Annotated in this window: 16 protein-coding genes and 3 tRNA genes; 14 read left to right on the top strand and 5 right to left on the bottom strand. The window is 60.1% G+C overall.

All coding sequences use genetic code 11. The features are described 5' to 3' along the window. Positions 1–97 precede the first annotated feature (97 nt). Both lon and hupB read left to right on the top strand, forming a co-directional pair. Positions 98–2,518 carry an endopeptidase La gene (gene lon, locus HGP12_RS30720; RefSeq protein WP_168843722.1) on the top strand — a complete coding sequence of 807 codons (2,421 nt, stop codon included), beginning with the start codon at positions 98–100 and terminating at the stop codon, positions 2,516–2,518. Positions 2,519–2,720: 202 nt separating this feature from the next. After that, positions 2,721–2,996, top strand: a complete 276-nt coding sequence (gene hupB, locus HGP12_RS30715) for a DNA-binding protein HupB (protein ID WP_015339480.1) — start codon at positions 2,721–2,723, stop codon at positions 2,994–2,996. A 169-nt stretch (positions 2,997–3,165) separates the two neighbouring features. Here hupB and HGP12_RS30710 read toward each other — a convergent pair whose 3' ends face one another. Next, on the bottom strand, positions 3,166–3,807 hold the full coding sequence (locus HGP12_RS30710) for a dihydrofolate reductase family protein (protein ID WP_168843721.1): 642 nt from the start codon (positions 3,805–3,807) through the stop codon (positions 3,166–3,168). Between the two features lie 89 nt (positions 3,808–3,896). Here HGP12_RS30710 and HGP12_RS30705 point away from each other — a divergent pair, with 89 nt between their 5' ends. After that, positions 3,897–4,415, top strand: coding sequence for a helix-turn-helix domain-containing protein (locus HGP12_RS30705; RefSeq protein WP_168843720.1), 519 nt, complete (start codon positions 3,897–3,899; stop codon positions 4,413–4,415). 152 nt (positions 4,416–4,567) lie between these two features. Here the strand turns inward: HGP12_RS30705 and HGP12_RS30700 are convergent, their stop codons facing one another. Together HGP12_RS30700 and HGP12_RS30695 are read right to left on the bottom strand one after the other, a co-directional pair. Beyond that, entirely contained in the window at positions 4,568–5,305 is a 738-nt protein-coding gene (locus tag HGP12_RS30700; RefSeq protein WP_168843719.1) for an SDR family oxidoreductase, read from the bottom strand. 74 nt (positions 5,306–5,379) lie between these two features. Then, positions 5,380–6,366 carry an aldo/keto reductase gene (locus HGP12_RS30695; protein WP_168843718.1) on the bottom strand — a complete coding sequence of 329 codons (987 nt, stop codon included), beginning with the start codon at positions 6,364–6,366 and terminating at the stop codon, positions 5,380–5,382. Positions 6,367–6,590: 224 nt separating this feature from the next. Between HGP12_RS30695 and HGP12_RS30690 the strand changes: the two genes are divergently transcribed. After that, positions 6,591–7,826 (top strand): DNA repair exonuclease, encoded by a 1,236-nt coding sequence (locus HGP12_RS30690; protein WP_168843717.1) that lies wholly within the window; start codon positions 6,591–6,593, stop codon positions 7,824–7,826. Between the two features lie 2 nt (positions 7,827–7,828). Beyond that, the gene (locus HGP12_RS30685; protein WP_168843716.1) at positions 7,829–11,284 is read left to right on the top strand and encodes a YhaN family protein; all 3,456 of its coding nucleotides are present in this window, start codon (positions 7,829–7,831) and stop codon (positions 11,282–11,284) included. Positions 11,285–11,306: 22 nt separating this feature from the next. On the opposite strand, the gene HGP12_RS30680 is transcribed toward HGP12_RS30685, so the two are convergent. Continuing rightward, positions 11,307–11,729 carry a glycosyltransferase family 2 protein gene (locus tag HGP12_RS30680; protein WP_246703603.1) on the bottom strand — a complete coding sequence of 141 codons (423 nt, stop codon included), beginning with the start codon at positions 11,727–11,729 and terminating at the stop codon, positions 11,307–11,309. On the opposite strand from HGP12_RS30680, the gene HGP12_RS30675 reads away from it, so the two are divergent. Next, positions 11,722–12,363: a hypothetical protein gene (locus HGP12_RS30675; protein ID WP_246703602.1), complete on the top strand. Its 642-nt coding sequence runs from the start codon at positions 11,722–11,724 to the stop codon at positions 12,361–12,363. The genes HGP12_RS30680 and HGP12_RS30675 overlap by 8 nt on opposite strands. Before the next feature lie 343 nt (positions 12,364–12,706). On the opposite strand, the gene HGP12_RS30670 is transcribed toward HGP12_RS30675, so the two are convergent. After that, positions 12,707–12,782: transfer RNA gene (locus tag HGP12_RS30670), tRNA-Val, on the bottom strand. A gap of 392 nt (positions 12,783–13,174) precedes the next feature. Between HGP12_RS30670 and HGP12_RS30665 the strand changes: the two genes are divergently transcribed. The 8 genes from HGP12_RS30665 (at position 13,175) to HGP12_RS30630 (ending at position 17,922) form a co-directional block, all read left to right on the top strand. Then, positions 13,175–13,251 (top strand) — tRNA-Asp (locus HGP12_RS30665). A gap of 51 nt (positions 13,252–13,302) precedes the next feature. Continuing rightward, positions 13,303–13,379, top strand: a tRNA-Asp gene (locus tag HGP12_RS30660). A 257-nt stretch (positions 13,380–13,636) separates the two neighbouring features. After that, positions 13,637–14,002 carry an NADH-quinone oxidoreductase subunit A gene (locus tag HGP12_RS30655; protein WP_112344271.1) on the top strand — a complete coding sequence of 122 codons (366 nt, stop codon included), beginning with the start codon at positions 13,637–13,639 and terminating at the stop codon, positions 14,000–14,002. Continuing rightward, a complete protein-coding gene (locus tag HGP12_RS30650) occupies positions 13,993–14,574 on the top strand; it encodes a NuoB/complex I 20 kDa subunit family protein (RefSeq protein WP_168843715.1) in 582 nt (193 codons plus the stop codon). The genes HGP12_RS30655 and HGP12_RS30650 overlap by 10 nt, the downstream gene beginning before the upstream one ends. Before the next feature lie 18 nt (positions 14,575–14,592). After that, positions 14,593–15,195 carry an NADH-quinone oxidoreductase subunit C gene (locus HGP12_RS30645; RefSeq protein WP_168843714.1) on the top strand — a complete coding sequence of 201 codons (603 nt, stop codon included), beginning with the start codon at positions 14,593–14,595 and terminating at the stop codon, positions 15,193–15,195. Between the two features lie 67 nt (positions 15,196–15,262). After that, complete coding sequence (locus HGP12_RS30640; protein ID WP_168843713.1) at positions 15,263–16,453, top strand: NADH-quinone oxidoreductase subunit D; 1,191 nt, start codon at positions 15,263–15,265, stop codon at positions 16,451–16,453. Further along, the gene (locus tag HGP12_RS30635) at positions 16,453–16,770 is read left to right on the top strand and encodes a hypothetical protein (protein ID WP_168843712.1); all 318 of its coding nucleotides are present in this window, start codon (positions 16,453–16,455) and stop codon (positions 16,768–16,770) included. The genes HGP12_RS30640 and HGP12_RS30635 overlap by 1 nt, the downstream gene beginning before the upstream one ends. A gap of 15 nt (positions 16,771–16,785) precedes the next feature. Next, the gene (locus tag HGP12_RS30630; protein WP_168843711.1) at positions 16,786–17,922 is read left to right on the top strand and encodes an NADH-quinone oxidoreductase subunit E; all 1,137 of its coding nucleotides are present in this window, start codon (positions 16,786–16,788) and stop codon (positions 17,920–17,922) included. Positions 17,923–17,927 lie beyond the last annotated feature (5 nt).

Here is a 17,927-nt window from a genome sequence, read left to right as displayed (position 1 = left end):
GTAGTGTGAAGCTCCACTTGTTTACCAAGTGAGAAAGCCGGCTAATCCCTCCCAGCCGGCAGAGAGCCCGGGAACGGGACGACGGAAAGGAAATAAGATGAGTAAGAAAACGTCTGCGGCACACGAGAGCATTGCCTATCCGGTATTGCCGTTGCGCGACATCGTGGTTTTCCCCCACATGATCGTGCCTCTGTTCGTCGGACGGGAGAAATCCATTCGGGCGCTCGAAGAGGTTATGGGTTCGGACAAGCAGATCATGCTGGTCACCCAGATCAATGCCAGCGATGATGATCCCGCGCCGGACGCCATCCACAAGGTCGGTACCGTTGCCAACGTTCTGCAGCTGTTGAAACTGCCTGACGGCACCGTGAAGGTGCTGGTCGAAGGCCGTGCGCGCGCAGAGATCGACGACTACACCGGCCGCGAGGATTTCTATGAAGCCCTCGGCCATGTGCTGCACGAGCCCGAGGAAGACCAGGTCGAACTGGAAGCGCTGAGCCGCTCGGTCGTCTCGGAATTCGAGAGCTATGTGAAGCTCAACAAGAAGATCTCGCCGGAAGTGGTTGGCGCCGCCAGCCAGATCGACGATTATTCGAAGCTGGCCGACACTGTCGCCTCGCACCTGTCGATCAAGATCACCGAAAAGCAGGAAATGCTGGAGACCACCAGCGTCAAGGCTCGCCTCGAAAAGGCGCTCGGCTTCATGGAAGGCGAGATTTCGGTTCTCCAGGTCGAGAAGCGCATCCGCTCGCGCGTCAAGCGCCAGATGGAGAAGACGCAGCGCGAATACTACCTGAATGAGCAGATGAAGGCGATCCAGAAGGAGCTCGGCGACGGCGAGGAAGGCCGCGATGAGATGGCCGAACTGGAAGAGCGCATCTCCAAGACCAAGCTCTCCAAGGAAGCCAAGGAAAAGGCCGATGCGGAGCTGAAGAAGCTGCGTCAGATGAGCCCGATGTCGGCGGAAGCCACCGTCGTGCGCAACTATCTCGACTGGCTGCTGGGTATTCCCTGGCACAAGAAGTCGAAGATCAAGGCCGATCTGAACAATGCCGAGAAGATTCTTGAAGCGGATCATTTCGGCCTGGAGAAGGTCAAGGAGCGCATCGTCGAATATCTGGCCGTCCAGGCACGCGCCACCAAGATCAAGGGACCGATCCTGTGCCTCGTCGGCCCTCCGGGCGTCGGCAAGACCTCGCTCGCCCAGTCGATCGCCAAGGCGACCGGCCGCGAGTATGTCCGCATGGCGCTTGGCGGCGTTCGTGACGAAGCCGAAATCCGCGGTCACCGCCGCACCTATATCGGCTCGATGCCCGGCAAGGTCATCCAGTCGATGAAGAAGGCCAAGAAGTCCAATCCACTCTTCCTGCTCGACGAAATCGACAAGCTGGGCCAGGATTATCGCGGCGATCCGTCTTCGGCCCTGCTTGAGGTGCTGGACCCGGCGCAGAACTCGACCTTCATGGATCACTACCTGGAGGTCGAATATGACCTGTCGGACGTGATGTTCATTACGACGGCGAACACGCTGAATATCCCGGCACCTCTGATGGACCGCATGGAGATCATCCGTATCGCCGGCTACACCGAAGACGAGAAGCGCGAAATCGCCAAGCGGCACCTGCTGCCGAAGGCCATCAAGGAACATGCGCTGCAGCCGAATGAATTTTCGGTCAGCGACGACGCCCTGATGGCCATCAGCCAGCAATACACCCGCGAAGCCGGTGTGCGTAACTTCGAGCGCGAATTGATGAAGCTCGCCCGCAAGGCGGTCACCGAGATCATCAAGGGCAAGACCAAGTCCGTTGCGGTCACCGCTGCGAATATCGACGAATATCTGGGCGTTCCGCGCTTCCGCCATGGCGAAGCCGAACGCGAGGATCAGGTCGGTGTCGTGACCGGTCTCGCCTGGACCGAGGTCGGCGGCGAGCTGCTGACGATCGAAGGCGTGATGATGCCGGGCAAGGGCCGCATGACGGTCACCGGCAACCTGAAGGAAGTCATGAAGGAATCGATTTCGGCGGCGGCGTCTTACGTTCGTTCGCGCGCTGTCGATTTCGGCATCGAGCCGCCGCGCTTCGACAAGAGCGACATCCACGTGCATCTGCCGGAAGGCGCGACGCCGAAGGATGGTCCGTCGGCTGGTGTCGCCATGGCAACCGCGATCGTCTCGATCATGACCGGCATCCCGGTTTCCAAGGATGTGGCCATGACGGGTGAAATCACGCTGCGTGGCCGCGTGCTGCCGATCGGCGGCCTGAAGGAAAAGCTGCTTGCAGCGCTTCGCGGCGGCATCAAGAAGGTGCTGATCCCGGAAGAAAACGCCAAGGATCTGGCGGAGATTCCGGACAACGTGAAGAACAGCATGGAAATCATCCCCGTGTCTCGCATGGGCGAGGTGATCAAGCATGCGCTTGTTCGCCGGCCCGAGCCGATCGAGTGGGATGGCACCGTGGAAACGCCTGTAATTGCTACAGTTGAAGGTGTTGACGACGTGGGCTCGACTATCGCTCATTGAAGCTCTTCGCCTCAATTCTGTCGAATTGATCCAAAAGGCGAAAAGACCGGCAATTTTGCCGGTCTTTTTTTGTGAAAAGCGCACGGCGGCGCTTGCTTTTCCTTGATTTGCAGGGCTTTTGGGGTTGCGGCGGGTAAGAGCATTCCTATTTTGCGCCCCGCTTACTGATAAGTCGTTTCATACCAAAGAAAGGGGTGGAAACATGAACAAGAATGAGCTCGTGTCCGCAGTGGCCGAGAAGGCCGGTATCACGAAGGCTGACGCTGCTTCCGCTGTTGACGCTGTTTTCGATACTGTCCAGGCTGAACTGAAGAAGGGCGGCGACATTCGCCTCGCCGGTTTCGGCAGCTTCACCGTTTCCCACCGTGCAGCCACGAAGGGCCGTAACCCGTCCACCGGCGCTGAGGTCGATATTCCTGCTCGTAACGTACCGAAGTTCACGCCCGGCAAGGGCCTGAAGGACTCGGTCAACAGCTAATTCGTTTTCACCCGCCGCGAGGCTTTTGCCTAGCGGGTGGATACATTGGGGCCCGCTTTTGCGGGCCCTTTTTATGGTCTCATACAGTAATTGTGTGCGGAAGGTTCATGTGTGGCTCTCGGATCGCTCAACGGCCACAAATGACGGCAAGGCCGGGCTTCACCGGACCTCATTTCCTCAAAACGATGTGAGCAGCCTTCTCCGTTGCCTCATGGGCAGCGACCCGAAAGCCGAGCGAAGGCAGATCGATGCCGGCAAACATCGCTTCGCCTTTTCCGAGCACAACTGGCGAAATGGCATAGTGTATCTCATCGACCAAGTTCGCTTGAAGATACTGGCGCACCGTGCTGACACCGCCTCCGATCTTGATATCTTTGCCTCCAGCGACGGCCTTGGCCCGCACGAGCGCCTCCTCAATCCCGCCTGTGACGAAATGGAAAGTTGTGCCGCCTTCCATGACGATTGGCTCGCGCGGATAGTGCGTCAGGATGAAGGTCGGTGCATGATAGGGCGGATTGTCACCCCACCAGCCTTTCCAGTTTTCATCGGGCCATTCGTCGCGAATAGGGCCGAACATGTTACGGCCGAGGATGAATGCGCCAAAACCGGTATTTCCAGACGCCGCGTATTTCGCGTCGGCACCTTCCGATTCTCCCTCCTTGCCGAACATCGCCTGGAATGTCTGGGTCGGGAAAAACCACTCAAACAATTCCGGACCGCGCTTGCCTAAGGGGTTATTCAGGCTTTGCTCCACTCCGGCTCCGAAACCATCTATGGAGAGCGAGAATCCTGCAACGCGAACTTTCGACATGATTTTCTCCATCTAATTGCAATTTGCAACTGGTTGCGTATTAACACGCCAGATCCTACATTGCAATTGATTCATTGAAGGACGTGAATATGGATATCGAACGGCGGTCGGGATGCCCGATCAATCTGACGATGGAGGTGTTGGGGGACCGGTGGAGCCTGGTCGTCATCCGGGACATCATGTTCGGCAATCGCCGGCATTTTCGCGAGTTGCTCAATCGGTCCGAGGAGGGGATTGCCTCCAACATACTCGCCGCACGCCTAAAACGTCTCGTCTCCCTCGACCTGATCACCAAGCTGGACGATCCCACTCACGCCCAAAAAGCGATTTACAGTCTGACAGAACCGGCGATCCAGCTTGTGCCGATGATCGCCATGATCGGCGCCTGGGGCCGGCGGCATCTGCCTGTCAGCGAGGACCTGAGCATCCGCGCCGAACTGCTTGAGAATGGCGGCCCGGCTCTTTGGGACGACTTCATGAACGATCTTAGAAACATTCACATTGTGGACCCGATCGGCGGAGCAAATGGCAGTGTCAGATCGCCTGTCTTGATAAATCTTACCAACGCCTTTCTCGAGGTCCGCGCAAGAATGCAACGCAAAGAGTAAGATCATTTTGTGCCGATAACGACAGGAATGTTTCGGTTCGGTGACTGCGCGCAAGAAACCGTAATGTCTGCCAATGGTACAAGATAGCAGCAGGCACCATCGTCTCGGTGCGAGTAGTCTGTTATCGATCCGTTTTCGCGGCTTTGATGATCTCAGAGAAGCGTGCGCCCGCCGTTGACCGCGAATTTTTGACCCGTCAGGAAGTCCGCCTTGTTCGAGGCGAGGAATACCACCATGTGGGCTATATCCTCTGGCGTTCCGAAATGTCCAAGCGGGGTTTGAGAGAGATAGTCATCGATCGACCGCTGAGACGCCCCGGCATGGCGTTCGACGGGAATCCAGCCAGGTGCGACCAGATTGACCGTGATACCTTCGGGTGCCAATTCCCTGGCCCAGGAGCGGGTCATGGAAAGCATGGCGCCTTTTGCCGACGCATAGTTTCCGACACCGGGATTGCCGAGCTCTGCTATTTCTGAGCCGATGTTGACTATTCTTCCCGACTTGCGTGCGCGCCAATCCGGCAGCACCGCCTGAAGCAGTTCGAGGGGTGCTTTCACGAAGAACTCAAGCTGATCGAGATAGGTTCGCCAGGATTGCTCCATCAATGGCATGCTCGGTTGTGGACCCGTTGCGTTGTTGACGATCAGGTCGACCGGACCGAGCTCGCTCCTGATTGCATCCAAACCCTCGGTCAGCCGAGCCTTGTCGATTACGCTGAATTTCGCCGCATAGGCTTGGCCGCCCCGCTGTCGGATCGCTTCAACCACCGCGTCCGCTCCAGCCGTATCGTTCGAATAATTGACCGCTACGGCCCAATCCGCCTCGGCCAGTTCGCGCGCGATGACCGCACCAAGTCCGCGGGACGCGCCCGTCACAAGAGCCACTTTCATTGAATTCTCCTGCAGGGTCTCTTTTCGTGGCCGGGTCTGTACCCGGCCATCAGTTTTCCGGACGCCCGTTGCTCTTACCAGCGATGATGGACGTGCGGCGCGATCAGCCGCTCGTAGATCTCGCGCGTCGCCGCCATGACGTCGGCCGAAAGCGGAGCAAGGTCGGCTGCGGCGGCATTGGCCTTTGCCTGCTCGGCATTGCGGGCACCGGGAATGACGACGGTGACGGCGTCGTTCATCAGGATCCAGCGCAGCGCGAAGGCCGCCATGCTGGCGCCTGATGGTACCAGCTTGCGCACCTCTTCGACGGCCTGGAGGCCGACTTCGAATGGGACGCCGGCAAAGGTCTCGCCGACATCGAAGGCCTCGCCATGACGATTGAAGTTGCGGTGGTCGTCGCTGGCAAACTGAGTGTCACGGGTGATCTTGCCGGAAAGCAGGCCGGAGGCGAGGGGGACGCGGGCGATGACGGCCACGTTCTTGCGCTTGGCTTCCTTGAAGAACAGGTGGTCGGGACGCTGGCGGAAGATGTTGTAGATGATCTGGATGCTCAGCACACCCGGATATTCGATCGCCTTCAGCGCCTCCTCGACCAGCGCGACACTGACGCCGTATCCCCTAATCTTGCCGGCCTTCTGCAGTTCGTCGAGACCGGCGAAAACTTCGGGCCGATAGAGGACTTCGGTCGGCGGGCAATGAAGCTGTACGAGATCCAGGCTTTCGACGCCGAGGTTCTTCAGGCTGCGATCGATGAAACCTTCGAGGTTGGCCTTGGTGTAGCCGTCGGCCACATGCGGGTTCAGCCGGCGGCCGGCTTTCGTCGCCACCATCGGGCGCTCGCCGCCGCGCGCCTTCAGGACGTCGGCGATGATCTTTTCCGAGCGGCCGTCGCCGTAGACGTCGGCGGTATCGATGAAGGTCATGCCGGCATCGAGAGCGGCGTTCAGCGCTGCGCGGCCGTCGGCCTCGCTGACATCACCCCATGCACCGCCGATCTGCCAGGCCCCGAAGCCGACATCCGTCACGATAAAGGGCGTTCGTCCGAAAGCATGATGTCTCATGAGATGTCTCCTCGCTTTTGCTGGTAGAATGATAGCGCAGTAGCAGCCGTCCGACAGGGCCACAAGCGCACATCGGCGATCGAGGATCGCAATCGCGTGACTGAGAAACATGACAGGCTCGGCCTGACTTACGAAACCATTGGATGAAGCCACTGGCGCGGTATTCACAGCGCCTCCATTTCCTTACAAAGGAAAGACCGGACATCTGACTGCTATCGGAGCCCATGCCTTCTTTCAGCTTCATTCACGCCGCCGATCTGCACCTTGGCAGCCCATTTCAGGGCCTGGCTCTAAAGGATGCCGCCGTCGCCGCGGTCTTCGTCGAAGCCAGCCGCAAGGCCTTCTCGACGCTTGTGGGCTTGGCGATCGAGAAGAGCGTCGATTTCTTTGTCATTGCCGGCGATGTCTATGATGGCGACTGGAAGGACAACAAGATCGGCCTCTTCTTCAATCGCGAGATGGCGCGGCTGGAGCGGGCGGGCATTCCGGTCTACCTGCTGCGCGGTAATCACGATGCGGCAAGCGTCATCACCAAGACCATCACATTGCCGCCAAACGTCCATGAATTCCCGACCGGCAAGCCGGGCAGCGTCAGGCTGGAGGCGCTGCAAGTGGCGCTGCATGGCCAGGGCTTCGCCGAACGCTCCGCCAATGACAATCTGGCGGTTACCTATCCCGCTCCCGTCTCCGGCTGGTTCAACATCGGCATTCTCCACACCTCGCTGACCGGCCGCGAGCCGCATGCGCCCTATGCGCCGTGCTCGGTCGATGATCTGCGCTCGCGCGGCTATGACTACTGGGCGCTGGGCCATGTGCATGATTTCGAAGTGGTGGCGCAGGACCCGCTCGTCATCTTTCCCGGCAATCTGCAGGGTCGCAATATTCGCGAGCGCGGTGCCAAGGGCGCGGTGCTGGTGACGGTCGAAGACGGGCGGATCGAACATGAGCGCATCATCGTCGACGAGGCGCGTTTCGCGCAGGCCGATATCCTTGTTGGTCCAGAGGACGATCAGGCGGCGATCCTTCGTCGCGTGGAGCACGCGGTGCAGCCTTTGGCCGACGAGACGTCCGGACGCATGACCGCGCTGCGCGTCCGGCTTTCCGGTGTGACGCCCCTGCACGGCGCGATCGCCGCCAGCCGCCAGCAATGGCGAGACGAAGTGGAAGCCGCCTGCCACCGGGTGCATGAGGATATCTGGCTGGAAAAGCTGGAACTGCGGCTGGAACCGCCGCCCGAGAAACTGGCGGATGCGGACGGCGCGCTCGATCTGCGCCAGCTCTTGGCCGAACATGTCGGTGATGCCGATATCGCGGCGGAAGCGGGCCGCCTGATCGACGAGATTGCCGTGCGCCTGCCAGGTGGCCTCGGCGCGGCGGAGCAGCCGCTGGACGAAAGCTTGGAGGCGCTTATCGAGGAGGCGCGGCAATTGCTGCTGACGCGCGGGCAGAGGGCGGACTGACCATGCGCTTTACCCGGCTCGATATTCTCCGCTACGGCGCACTGACCGATCGCACGCTCGATTTTCGCCCCGGTGCGCGATTGCACGTGATTTATGGTCCGAACGAGGCGGGTAAATCCTCGGCTCTGAGCGCGATCTCCGATCTTCTTTTCGGTTTTCCAACGGCGGCCGAGCAGAGTTTCCTGCATGAACCCGGGACCTTGCGGATCGGTGCCGATATCAGCGCGCGCGATGGCGCAAAGCTGAGCTTTCGTCGCCGACGCGGACGCAAGGGAACGCTTCTAGCTCCGGATGATAAGGAAACGTCGCTGGCCGAGGATGCTCTCGCGCCCTTCCTTGGTAATTTGAGCCGTGATGTCTTCGAGCGCGCCTTCGGTCTCGACTCGCAACGGCTGCGGCAAGGTGCGATCGCAATGCTGCGCAGCGGCGGCGAGATCGGCAGCCTGCTGTTTTCGGCCGCTTCCGGTCTGACAGGCCTGTCGCGACTGCGCCAGTCGCTCGACGCCGAGGCCGACGGCATCTACGCAGCCAGACGCTCCAAGGATCGCGGCTTCTACCAGGCCCTCGACCGCTACGAAGATGCCCGTAAGACAGAACGGGAAAACGAGCTGAAATCCGGCGACTGGAAGAAGCTCCTTGCCGAGGCGGCCGAGCTGGAGACGGAACTGGGGCGCTTGCAGGCAGAGCGTCGCGGTACGCGCGAGGCGCTGGATCAGCTCAAGCGGCTGAAGACCTTGCAGCCCTTGCTATCAGAAATCGATGCGGAAGCCCTTGCACTCGATGGCCTTTCCGATCTCGCCGCCATACCGGATGGCTTTGCCGACGGGCTTGAACAGAGATTGCGCGATAAACACGCGAGCGAAGAGGAACTGCGACGGGCGCGGCAGGCCGTTCTGCGCGCCGAGGAAGACCTTTCGCGCGTCCATGTGGATGAAGCGCTGCTGCAGATGTCGGGCGATATCATGCAGCTCTTTGCCGATACCGGCAACTACCGCGCCCAGCGTCACGACCTGCCGCGCGTCGATCAGGAGCTCGCCGGTTACGACACCACGCTTTCGCAGCTTGCCCGCCGTCTCGGCCTTGCCGAACTCGAGCTGGAGCGGCAGCAGCCGAGCGATATCGACCGTGCGCGCCTGTTCGAGCTGGTGGAGGAGGGCGGGCGGCTTACGCGGCAGATGCAGTCTCTGTCAGAGCAAGCCGAGAGCGAGCGCAGGCAGCTCGCGGCGCTTGAGAGGGATGGTCTTACGGGCCGGCTGATCGATCCGAGACCCTACATCGATCAGCTCGAGGCACTGTCTAGCGACCTCTCGGCCTTGAGTCGACTTGATGGCCTGGAAACGCAGATACGCCGCATCGAAGCCGATCTCAATGAAGCCGCCGTACGGCTGCAGCCACCGGTCGGTGACATCGATATGCTGTTCTCGGGGCCGCTGCCGGAAATGACGGAGATTGCCGGACATCGCGACGCCATCGACGCGGCGCGATCGAAGGTGCGCGAAGCCGCCGGCAAAGTGCAGAACAATGACGAGCAGCTGGCGGAGATAGAACGAACGCTCGCGGATGCCGAGCGTAGCGGGCCGATCGTCACGCGCGAACAGATCATCGCCGCGCGTGAAGAACGCGATGCGCAATGGTCTTCCATCCAGCAAAGATGGTCGGACGGTGCGGCTCCGGAAGCCAAGCTGCTAGCGGCATTGACCGTTGGGCTGGCCGAGGCGGACCGTCTGGCCGATGCCGCCTTGAGCGATGCGGATCGTGTCGCGCGCCACGCCGACTATCGCTTGCGTCAGGTGCGCCTGCTGCAGGAGCGCGAAGAGGCCTCCGGTCGGCTCAAGGGCTGTGAGAAGGTCCTGAAGGATGCCCAGGCAACCTTCTCCGCCCTTTTCGAACCCTGCGGTATCGATGCTCTCGATCCTTCGACCATGCTGGAGTGGCGGCGCGGGGTGGAGTTGCTGCGACGCGAGCGCAAGGCGCTACGGGATTTACTGGACGAACGGGATGAGAATGCGCTGGCCGAGGGCCGCGTCTTGCCCGCCTTGCAAGATATCGTCGAGGCGACCGGCTACAAGAGCGGCCGTCTTCCGCCGGCCGCGATTGCGGAAGGCTTGCGCAAGCATCTGCGCCTTCTTTCGGAACGCTGGAGCGAAAGCCGCACGCGGGAAGGGGAGATCGGTGCGACACGCGACCGGCTGACACGGTTCGAGGACCAGCAGCGGATGTTGGAACGGCAGCATGCCGACTGGCGCGGTGCATTTACCAAGGCCGTTGAACTGCTCGGCCTGCCATCCGACACGACCCTGGAGATGGCGGCCGCCGCCCTGAAGGCATGGCAGGAGCTGCCGGATGTCCTGGCGGAGCGCGAAAACCGCTTCCGTCGCGTCAATGGCATGCGGCGCGACATGGCGGATTTCGAACGGCGACTGGCGACCCTTGGCGCCAATAGCGGCTATGAACTGGATCATCTGCCGCCGGATGCCGCCGCCGAGGCACTGCATACCCGCGTCAACGCCATGCGGGGCGAGCTGAAGAAGCGCGACAGCCTCGAAGAGGAGCGGCAACGCGGGGAAGCGCTCGTGACACGCCAGGAGGCAGCGCTTGCCGCCATCGCTATCGATCTCGACCAGCTGACTGCGGATCTCGGCGGTGTCGACGATCTGCCGGCACTGCTTTCGCGGCTACGCGAACGCACGCGTCTCGCCGCACGGCTCGTCGAAAGTCGCGACCGCTTCCGCCAGCAAGCCGACGGCAAGGCCGAAGAGGAGCTTCGCGCCGAACTTGCCGGCTTCGAACGGGTCGCCGCCGATCTCGAAATCGAGCGCTTGACCGAGGAAGATCAACGGCAGTTCGCCATGCATGGCGAGCTTTCGGCGCGGCTCGCGGAAAACCGCCGCCAGCGGCAGGCTTTGGAAACAGGCGTGAGTGCCGAATATGCCGTTTTTGAAAAACTCTCGGCCGAGCAGGAGGCAAAGGACCTTGCGCGGCAATGGGTCGTCCTCAAGATCGCAGCGCGCATGCTGGCGGGTTCGATGGAGGCCTATCGCGAAAAACAGGCTGATCCCGTCATCAGGCGGGCGGGGGAGTTGTTCTCGCAGCTGACCGGCGGCCGTTTCTCCCGCCTTGTCGAAGCCCATGATGAAAACGATGCGCTGCAGCTGCTGGCGGAACGTGCTGCGGGCGAACGCGTGCCACTGGATGGCTTGAGCGAAGGTACGGGCGACCAGCTCTATCTCGCTCTGCGACTGGCATTTCTCGAAGATTATTCGGCGCGCAACGAGCCGGCGCCGCTGATCGTCGACGATATCTTCCAGACGTTCGACGACGAGCGCGCCCGCGCCGGACTGCAGGTTCTGGCCGCAACGGCCGAGCGCTTCCAGACTATCCTCTTCACCCACGAGATGAGCGTGGTCGACATCGCCAAAAGCGAGATTGGCGGGGATCTGGATTTTATTCAACTCTGACCGATATAGCCCGCGGATCGCGTTACGACATCGATGGGATATGCAGTCGCGTCGGTATCACGATCTTCGGGTCCGATTTGTCGCGGCTGTAAGCCGGGTTGAGCGCGCGATCGATGAAATCCTGCGTGGCGTGCAGCCGGCGCAGATTCTGCTTTTCCTGCTCGAATCGTTTCTTTCGTTCGCCGGATTTGTCCGAGCCGCGCGAAAGCGATTCATGGTGATAGAGGCAGGCAAACGGCGTCCAGACGATGCGATAGCCGGCCTTGTGCGCCCGCAAGCAGTAATCCACGTCATTATAGGCGACCGCGAAATTCTCCTCGTCGAAGAGGCCGATCGATCGCCGGCAATCGCCCGAAATCAGCATCACTGCCCCGGTCACGCAGGTCATGCCATTGCGGACATGCAACCGGTTCATCGGCCCGCCGAACTCCTTCGGCTTGTTCATATACCAATGGCCGGCTAGCCCGCCGAAACCGACCACCACGCCGGCATGCTGTTTCCAGCTGCGGGCGCACTCGCCCTTTCATCAGCAGCAAGATGCGATCAGGCTGATTCTCCGATCCTTCGCGGAAAATGCCGCGCCGGAAACGCATATCGTCCTGAAACTCCATCCACTCGACAACGGGCTCGTGGACTGGAGGGCCTATGTTGACGGTATCGGCGCTTCCTGCGGATTGTCCTCTCGTGTCCATTTCACGGATGGCGGCGATCTCGACCGGCTGATGGCCGCCAGTCAGGGAATGGTAACGGTCAATTCCACGGCAGCACTTGCGGCACTGCGGGCCGGCAGGCCGGTCAAAGTGCTCGGGGCGGCGGTCTACGATATTGTGGGCCTGAGCGACCAGGGGACCTTGGATCGATTCTGGCATGAGCCGAGGCCGCCATCGCCCGAGCTGCGCGAAGCATTCTTCAAGTTGCTTGCTGCCGCCATACAGGTACGCGGCAATTTCTGCTCCGGGGAGGGCGCGCGCGCCGCCGCCGCCGAGATTGCCGAGAGGTTATTGTCGCGAACCGTCAATCTGCCTGATGGCTATGTTGACCTCCCGCGACGGCGGCCATCCAAGATTGACGTGCCGTGAACACGGCGAAAAATGGAATCGGTCGCTTGAAGGGTCTCTGAAATTGACAATATGGCGACTTACATGTGGACTATAGCTGAACTTGGCGCAGCGATTCGATGCCAGGAAAGCGAATAACGGTTTGCCGGGAGCAAACATCATGGATGACAGCAAGATGGAAAGGTTCATGCTGAAGGAGCTGCTGATGATCATCGCGGCCCTCGTGCTTGTTTCCGTGGTGCTCCTGGCGGTCATTATTTTCGGCAATTATTGAACGGGCGCGTATCGGACGCGTAAAACCGACGGTCGAGAACGAAAAACATCGCTCTTACCTAAGAATCTACCATTTTAAGTCTGGAAAGAATGGTGGGCGATGAGAGACTCGAACTCCCGACATCCTCGGTGTAAACGAGGCGCTCTACCAACTGAGCTAATCGCCCTTCAGCCAAGCGAGTCATTGGCCCGCCGCATTCGGTGGCCGTGATCTATGCGGAACAGGGAAAAACCGCAAGAGTGTTTGTGAAGATTTTTTGATTTTTTTGGATTTTGCGCATCCCGGGGCATACGCCGTCCACATGCGCAAATGCCAAGACGCGCCGATTGGCGCGGTACATATCAGAGGCCGATGAAATGCGTGAGGCGGGAACCTGCCATGCCAAATCGACGGAACGGAAAATTGCGGACAGGCTTGTCCATAACAATTCGCACTCTGTCATCGATTTGTATTCAAACCTGCTTGACACCCAAACACGAACCCCGTAGTTAGCCGCTCATCGAACGGCGAGGGCCGCTTTGATGGGTGCGAAAGCATCCGGAATGCTTGAAATGAAATGCGGGTGTAGCTCAGTCGGTTAGAGTGCCGGCCTGTCACGCCGGAGGTCGCGGGTTCGAGCCCCGTCACTCGCGCCATTTTCAAGGCAAGTTCCGGATCTTGCGCTCGGCCGAAAGGCCAAGCAATGCGCGGGTGTAGCTCAGTCGGTTAGAGTGCCGGCCTGTCACGCCGGAGGTCGCGGGTTCGAGCCCCGTCACTCGCGCCATTTCTCCAAGCCCTTACAATCAAACGTCAATTTATTGCGATTGCGAACGAGCCCTTTCGCGTTTGCGCTGATTTGTCGCGTTGCCGTCGCAACACATTGATATCTACCGCTCGACAGTACCTCGAACGACAGATTCAAAAGGCTTGCGCGCGCGCTCCGCCTGCGCTAACCACGGCTTTGTTGCAACGCTCTTTCGCTTGCTGGGCATTTGCTCAAATGCGCCGCCCCGGCGCTGATCGCAAGCAGGGATGGACATGATGACTGGACTGCTCAGTTCCTATATTCCGATAGCGATTTTCATTGGTATTGCCTTGGTGATTGGCCTGGCGCTGTTGATCACGCCATTTGCCGTAGCCTTCAAGGCGCCTGACTCGGAAAAGCTGTCGGCCTATGAATGCGGCTTCAATGCATTCGATGACGCCCGCATGAAGTTCGATATCCGCTTCTACCTGGTATCGATTCTCTTCATCATCTTCGATCTGGAAGTCGCCTTCCTCTTCCCGTGGGCCGTCTCCTTCGGCGCGATCGGCTGGTTCGGATTCTGGTCGATGATGGTGTTCCTGCTGGTGCTGACCATTGGCTTTATTTATGAATGGAAGAAGGGAGCCCTGGAATGGGAGTAGCCCCAAGCAACACGACGCTCGTGGCGCCGCAGCCGAAGGGGATCGTCGATCCCGCGACCGGCAAGCCGATCGGCAGCAACGATCCGTTCTTCGGCGAGATCAACAACGAACTCGCCGACAAGGGTTTTCTGGTCACCTCCACCGATGAGCTGATCAACTGGGCCCGCACCGGCTCCCTGATGTGGATGACCTTCGGTCTCGCCTGCTGCGCCGTTGAAATGATGCAGGTTTCCATGCCGCGTTACGACGTCGAGCGCTTCGGCTTTGCGCCGCGTGCCTCGCCGCGCCAGTCGGATGTCATGATCGTCGCCGGCACCCTCACCAACAAGATGGCGCCTGCTCTGCGCAAGGTCTACGACCAGATGCCCGAGCCGCGTTATGTCATCTCGATGGGCTCCTGCGCCAACGGCGGCGGCTATTATCACTATTCCTATTCCGTCGTGCGCGGCTGCGACCGTGTGGTGCCGATCGACATCTATATTCCGGGCTGTCCTCCCACGGCGGAGGCGCTGCTTTACGGCGTGCTTCTGCTGCAGAAGAAGATCCGGCGCACCGGCACGATCGAACGGTAAGGCAGGGGACAAGGTATCATGAGTGAAGCCCTGAACGAGCTCGCCGCTTATCTCACGGAAGTTCGCAGCGCCCTGATCTCCTCGAGCGAGATCAAGTACGGTGAACTGAATGTGACGACGACGGCCGAAAACGTTATCGCCCTGCTGACCTTCCTGCGTGACGACGCCAAGTGCGGCTTCGTCAACATAACGGATATCTGTGGCGTCGACTGGCCGCAGCGCGCCGAGCGCTTCGATGTCGTCTACCATCTTCTGTCGCCGAAGAAGAACCTGCGCATCCGCGTCAAGGTTCCTGTCGGCGAGGATCAGCCTATTCCCTCCGCTTGTGGCCTTTATCCCGGCGCCGATTGGTTCGAGCGCGAAACCTGGGACATGTACGGCGTTCTTTTCACGGGACACCCGGATCTGCGCCGTATCCTGACCGATTATGGTTTCGAGGGTCACCCGCTGCGCAAGGATTTCCCGACGACCGGTTTCGTCGAGGTTCGCTACGACGATGCTGCCAAGCGCGTCGTCTATGAGCCTGTGGAGCTGAAGCAGGAATTCCGTAACTTCGACTTTCTGTCTCCCTGGGAAGGCACGGATTACGTGCTGCCGGGCGACGAAAAGGCGAAGGCATAATTTGAGGGCGTGTGGTGGGCTCCAGCCTGCCATTCTCTGAATATCTGACAACGCGAGCATCGCCGCCATGACAGAACATAACGTTCGCAACTTCAACATCAATTTTGGTCCGCAGCATCCGGCTGCGCACGGCGTTTTGCGTCTTGTCCTCGAATTGGACGGCGAAATTGTGGAACGCGTCGATCCCCATATCGGCCTGCTACATCGCGGCACGGAAAAGCTGATCGAATCGAAGACCTACCTTCAGGCCGTTCCTTATTTCGACCGCCTCGACTACGTGGCGCCGATGAACCAGGAACATGCCTACGCGCTGGCGGTCGAAAAGCTGCTCGGCATCGATATCCCGATCCGCGGCCAGCTGATCCGCGTCCTCTACTCGGAAATCGGCCGTATCCTTTCGCATCTGCTGAACGTGACGACGCAGGCCATGGACGTTGGCGCGCTGACGCCGCCGCTCTGGGGCTTCGAAGAGCGTGAAAAGCTGATGGTGTTCTACGAGCGCGCCTCCGGCTCGCGCATGCACGCAGCCTATGTCCGTCCCGGCGGCGTTCACCAGGATCTGCCGGAAAAGCTCGTTCAGGATATCGGCGACTGGTGCAATCCCTTCCTGAAGGCGCTCGACGATATCGACGATCTTCTGACCGGCAACCGTATCTTCAAGCAGCGTAACGTCGATATCGGCGTGGTTTCGCTGGAAGACTGTTGGGCCTGGGGCTTCTCGGGCGTGATGGTCCGCGGCTCCGGCGCCGCCTGGGACCTGCGCAAGGCGCAGCCCTATGAATGCTATTCCGATCTCGAATTCGACATTCCGATCGGCAAGAACGGCGATTGCTACGACCGTTACCTCATCCGCATGATCGAAATGCGCGAATCCGTCCGCATCATGAAGCAGTGCGTCAATCGCCTGCTGGGGGATGCCAAGGTCGGGCCGGTCTCCTCGCTCGACGGCAAGGTCGTGCCGCCGAAGCGTGGCGAGATGAAGCGCTCGATGGAAGCGCTGATCCACCACTTCAAGCTCTACACCGAAGGTTATCACGTGCCGGCCGGCGAGGTTTACGCAGCCGTCGAAGCGCCGAAGGGCGAATTCGGCGTCTATCTCGTCTCCGATGGCTCCAACAAGCCTTATCGCTGCAAGATCCGTGCGCCGGGCTATGCGCATCTGCAGGCCATGGATTTCATGTGCCGCGGCCATCAGCTCGCCGACGTCGCGGCGGTGCTTGGTTCGCTCGACATCGTGTTCGGTGAGGTGGATCGCTGATGCGAGCCTGGCAGGTTGCTATTCCTGTGATCCTGTTTGTCGGTGGCGCTTCCGCGCAGCAGACGGGCAATACACTGGCCCTGCCGAACATCAACATGCAGGGTTCGACCGCGATCGGCGGGAAGTCTGCGAAAGGCGGAAACGAGGTACAGGCGAGCGGGGCTTCCACGATCGCCGACCTCCTTTCCCGCGGTTACCAAATCAAGGCCGCTGTGCCGAACGGCGGCAAGTTTGTTGTGTTTATGCAGAAAGACCAGTCGGCTTATGCCTGCGAATTTTCGTCCCTGACGAATACGCGGTGTGGGTCCTTAAACTGAGATAAGGCGTGAAAGATGTCCGTTCGTCGACTTGCCGAAGATCAATTCCAGCCTGCCGCATTCGCCTTCAACAAGGAGAATACGGTCTGGGCTGATAAGACGATCAAGAAATATCCCGATGGTCGCCAGCAGTCCGCGATCATCCCGCTGATGATGCGTGCGCAGGAGCAGGAAGGTTGGGTCACCAAGGCCGCGATCGAAACGATAGCGGACATGCTCGACATGGCCTATATTCGCGCGCTTGAGGTCGCGACCTTCTACACGCAGTTCCAGCTGCATCCGGTCGGCACGCGTGCCCACGTCCAGGTTTGCGGAACCACGCCTTGCATGCTGCGCGGCGCAGAAGGGCTGATCAAGGTCTGCAAGAGCCGGATCCATGACCACGCCTTCGAGCGCAATGCCGATGGCACGCTTTCTTGGGAAGAGGTCGAATGTCAGGGCGCCTGCGTCAATGCACCGATGGTGGTGATCGGCAAGGATACCTATGAGGATCTGACGCCGGCACGTCTCGAAGAGATCATCGATGCATTCGCCGCAGGCAAGGGCAGCGAAGTTCCGACCGGCCCGCAGATCGATCGCGTTTTCTCCGCTCCGGAAGGTGGTCTGACGAGTTTGCTGTCGGATGAGGGGAAGGCAAAGAGCGCTGCAGGCAAGGCCAAGGCGGCTGCCGAGGCCGTTTCGATCCCACCGTCCGAAGCCGGACGCGCCAAGAGCACGGATGCCGAAACCAATCAGAGCCTGAAGACGCCGGCAACGGCGCCGAAGGAAGCAGCCAAGAATGCCAAGGCCGCTGAAACGCAGCCGCTTTCGGGAACCGCAGCATCTGCGGCGGTATCGGAAAAGGCCGGCAGCGCTCAGAAGCCGTCGCTGACGGACAAGGATCGTCCCGCCGCGGTCGAAAAGCCCGCGCAGCCGGATGATCTGCAGTTGATTTCCGGCGTCGGTCCGAAGATCGAGTCGATCCTGCATGAAATCGGCATCTTCACCTTCGCGCAGGTCGCGAGCTGGAAGAAGGCCGAGCGCGAATGGGTCGATGGCTACTTGAATTTCAGGGGCCGCATCGAACGTGACGACTGGATCAAGCAGGCGGAGGCACTCGCTAAGGGTGGCGAAGCGGAATATATCAAGGTCTTCGGCAAGAAGCCGCGGTAAGAGGT

The sequence above is a fragment of the Rhizobium sp. P28RR-XV genome, assembly GCF_012641385.1.
In the GTDB taxonomy this organism is placed as follows: Bacteria; Pseudomonadota; Alphaproteobacteria; order Rhizobiales; family Rhizobiaceae; genus Rhizobium.
Note: the sequence above shows the minus strand (reverse complement) of the source record. Positions and strands in the feature narration are given on the sequence as shown.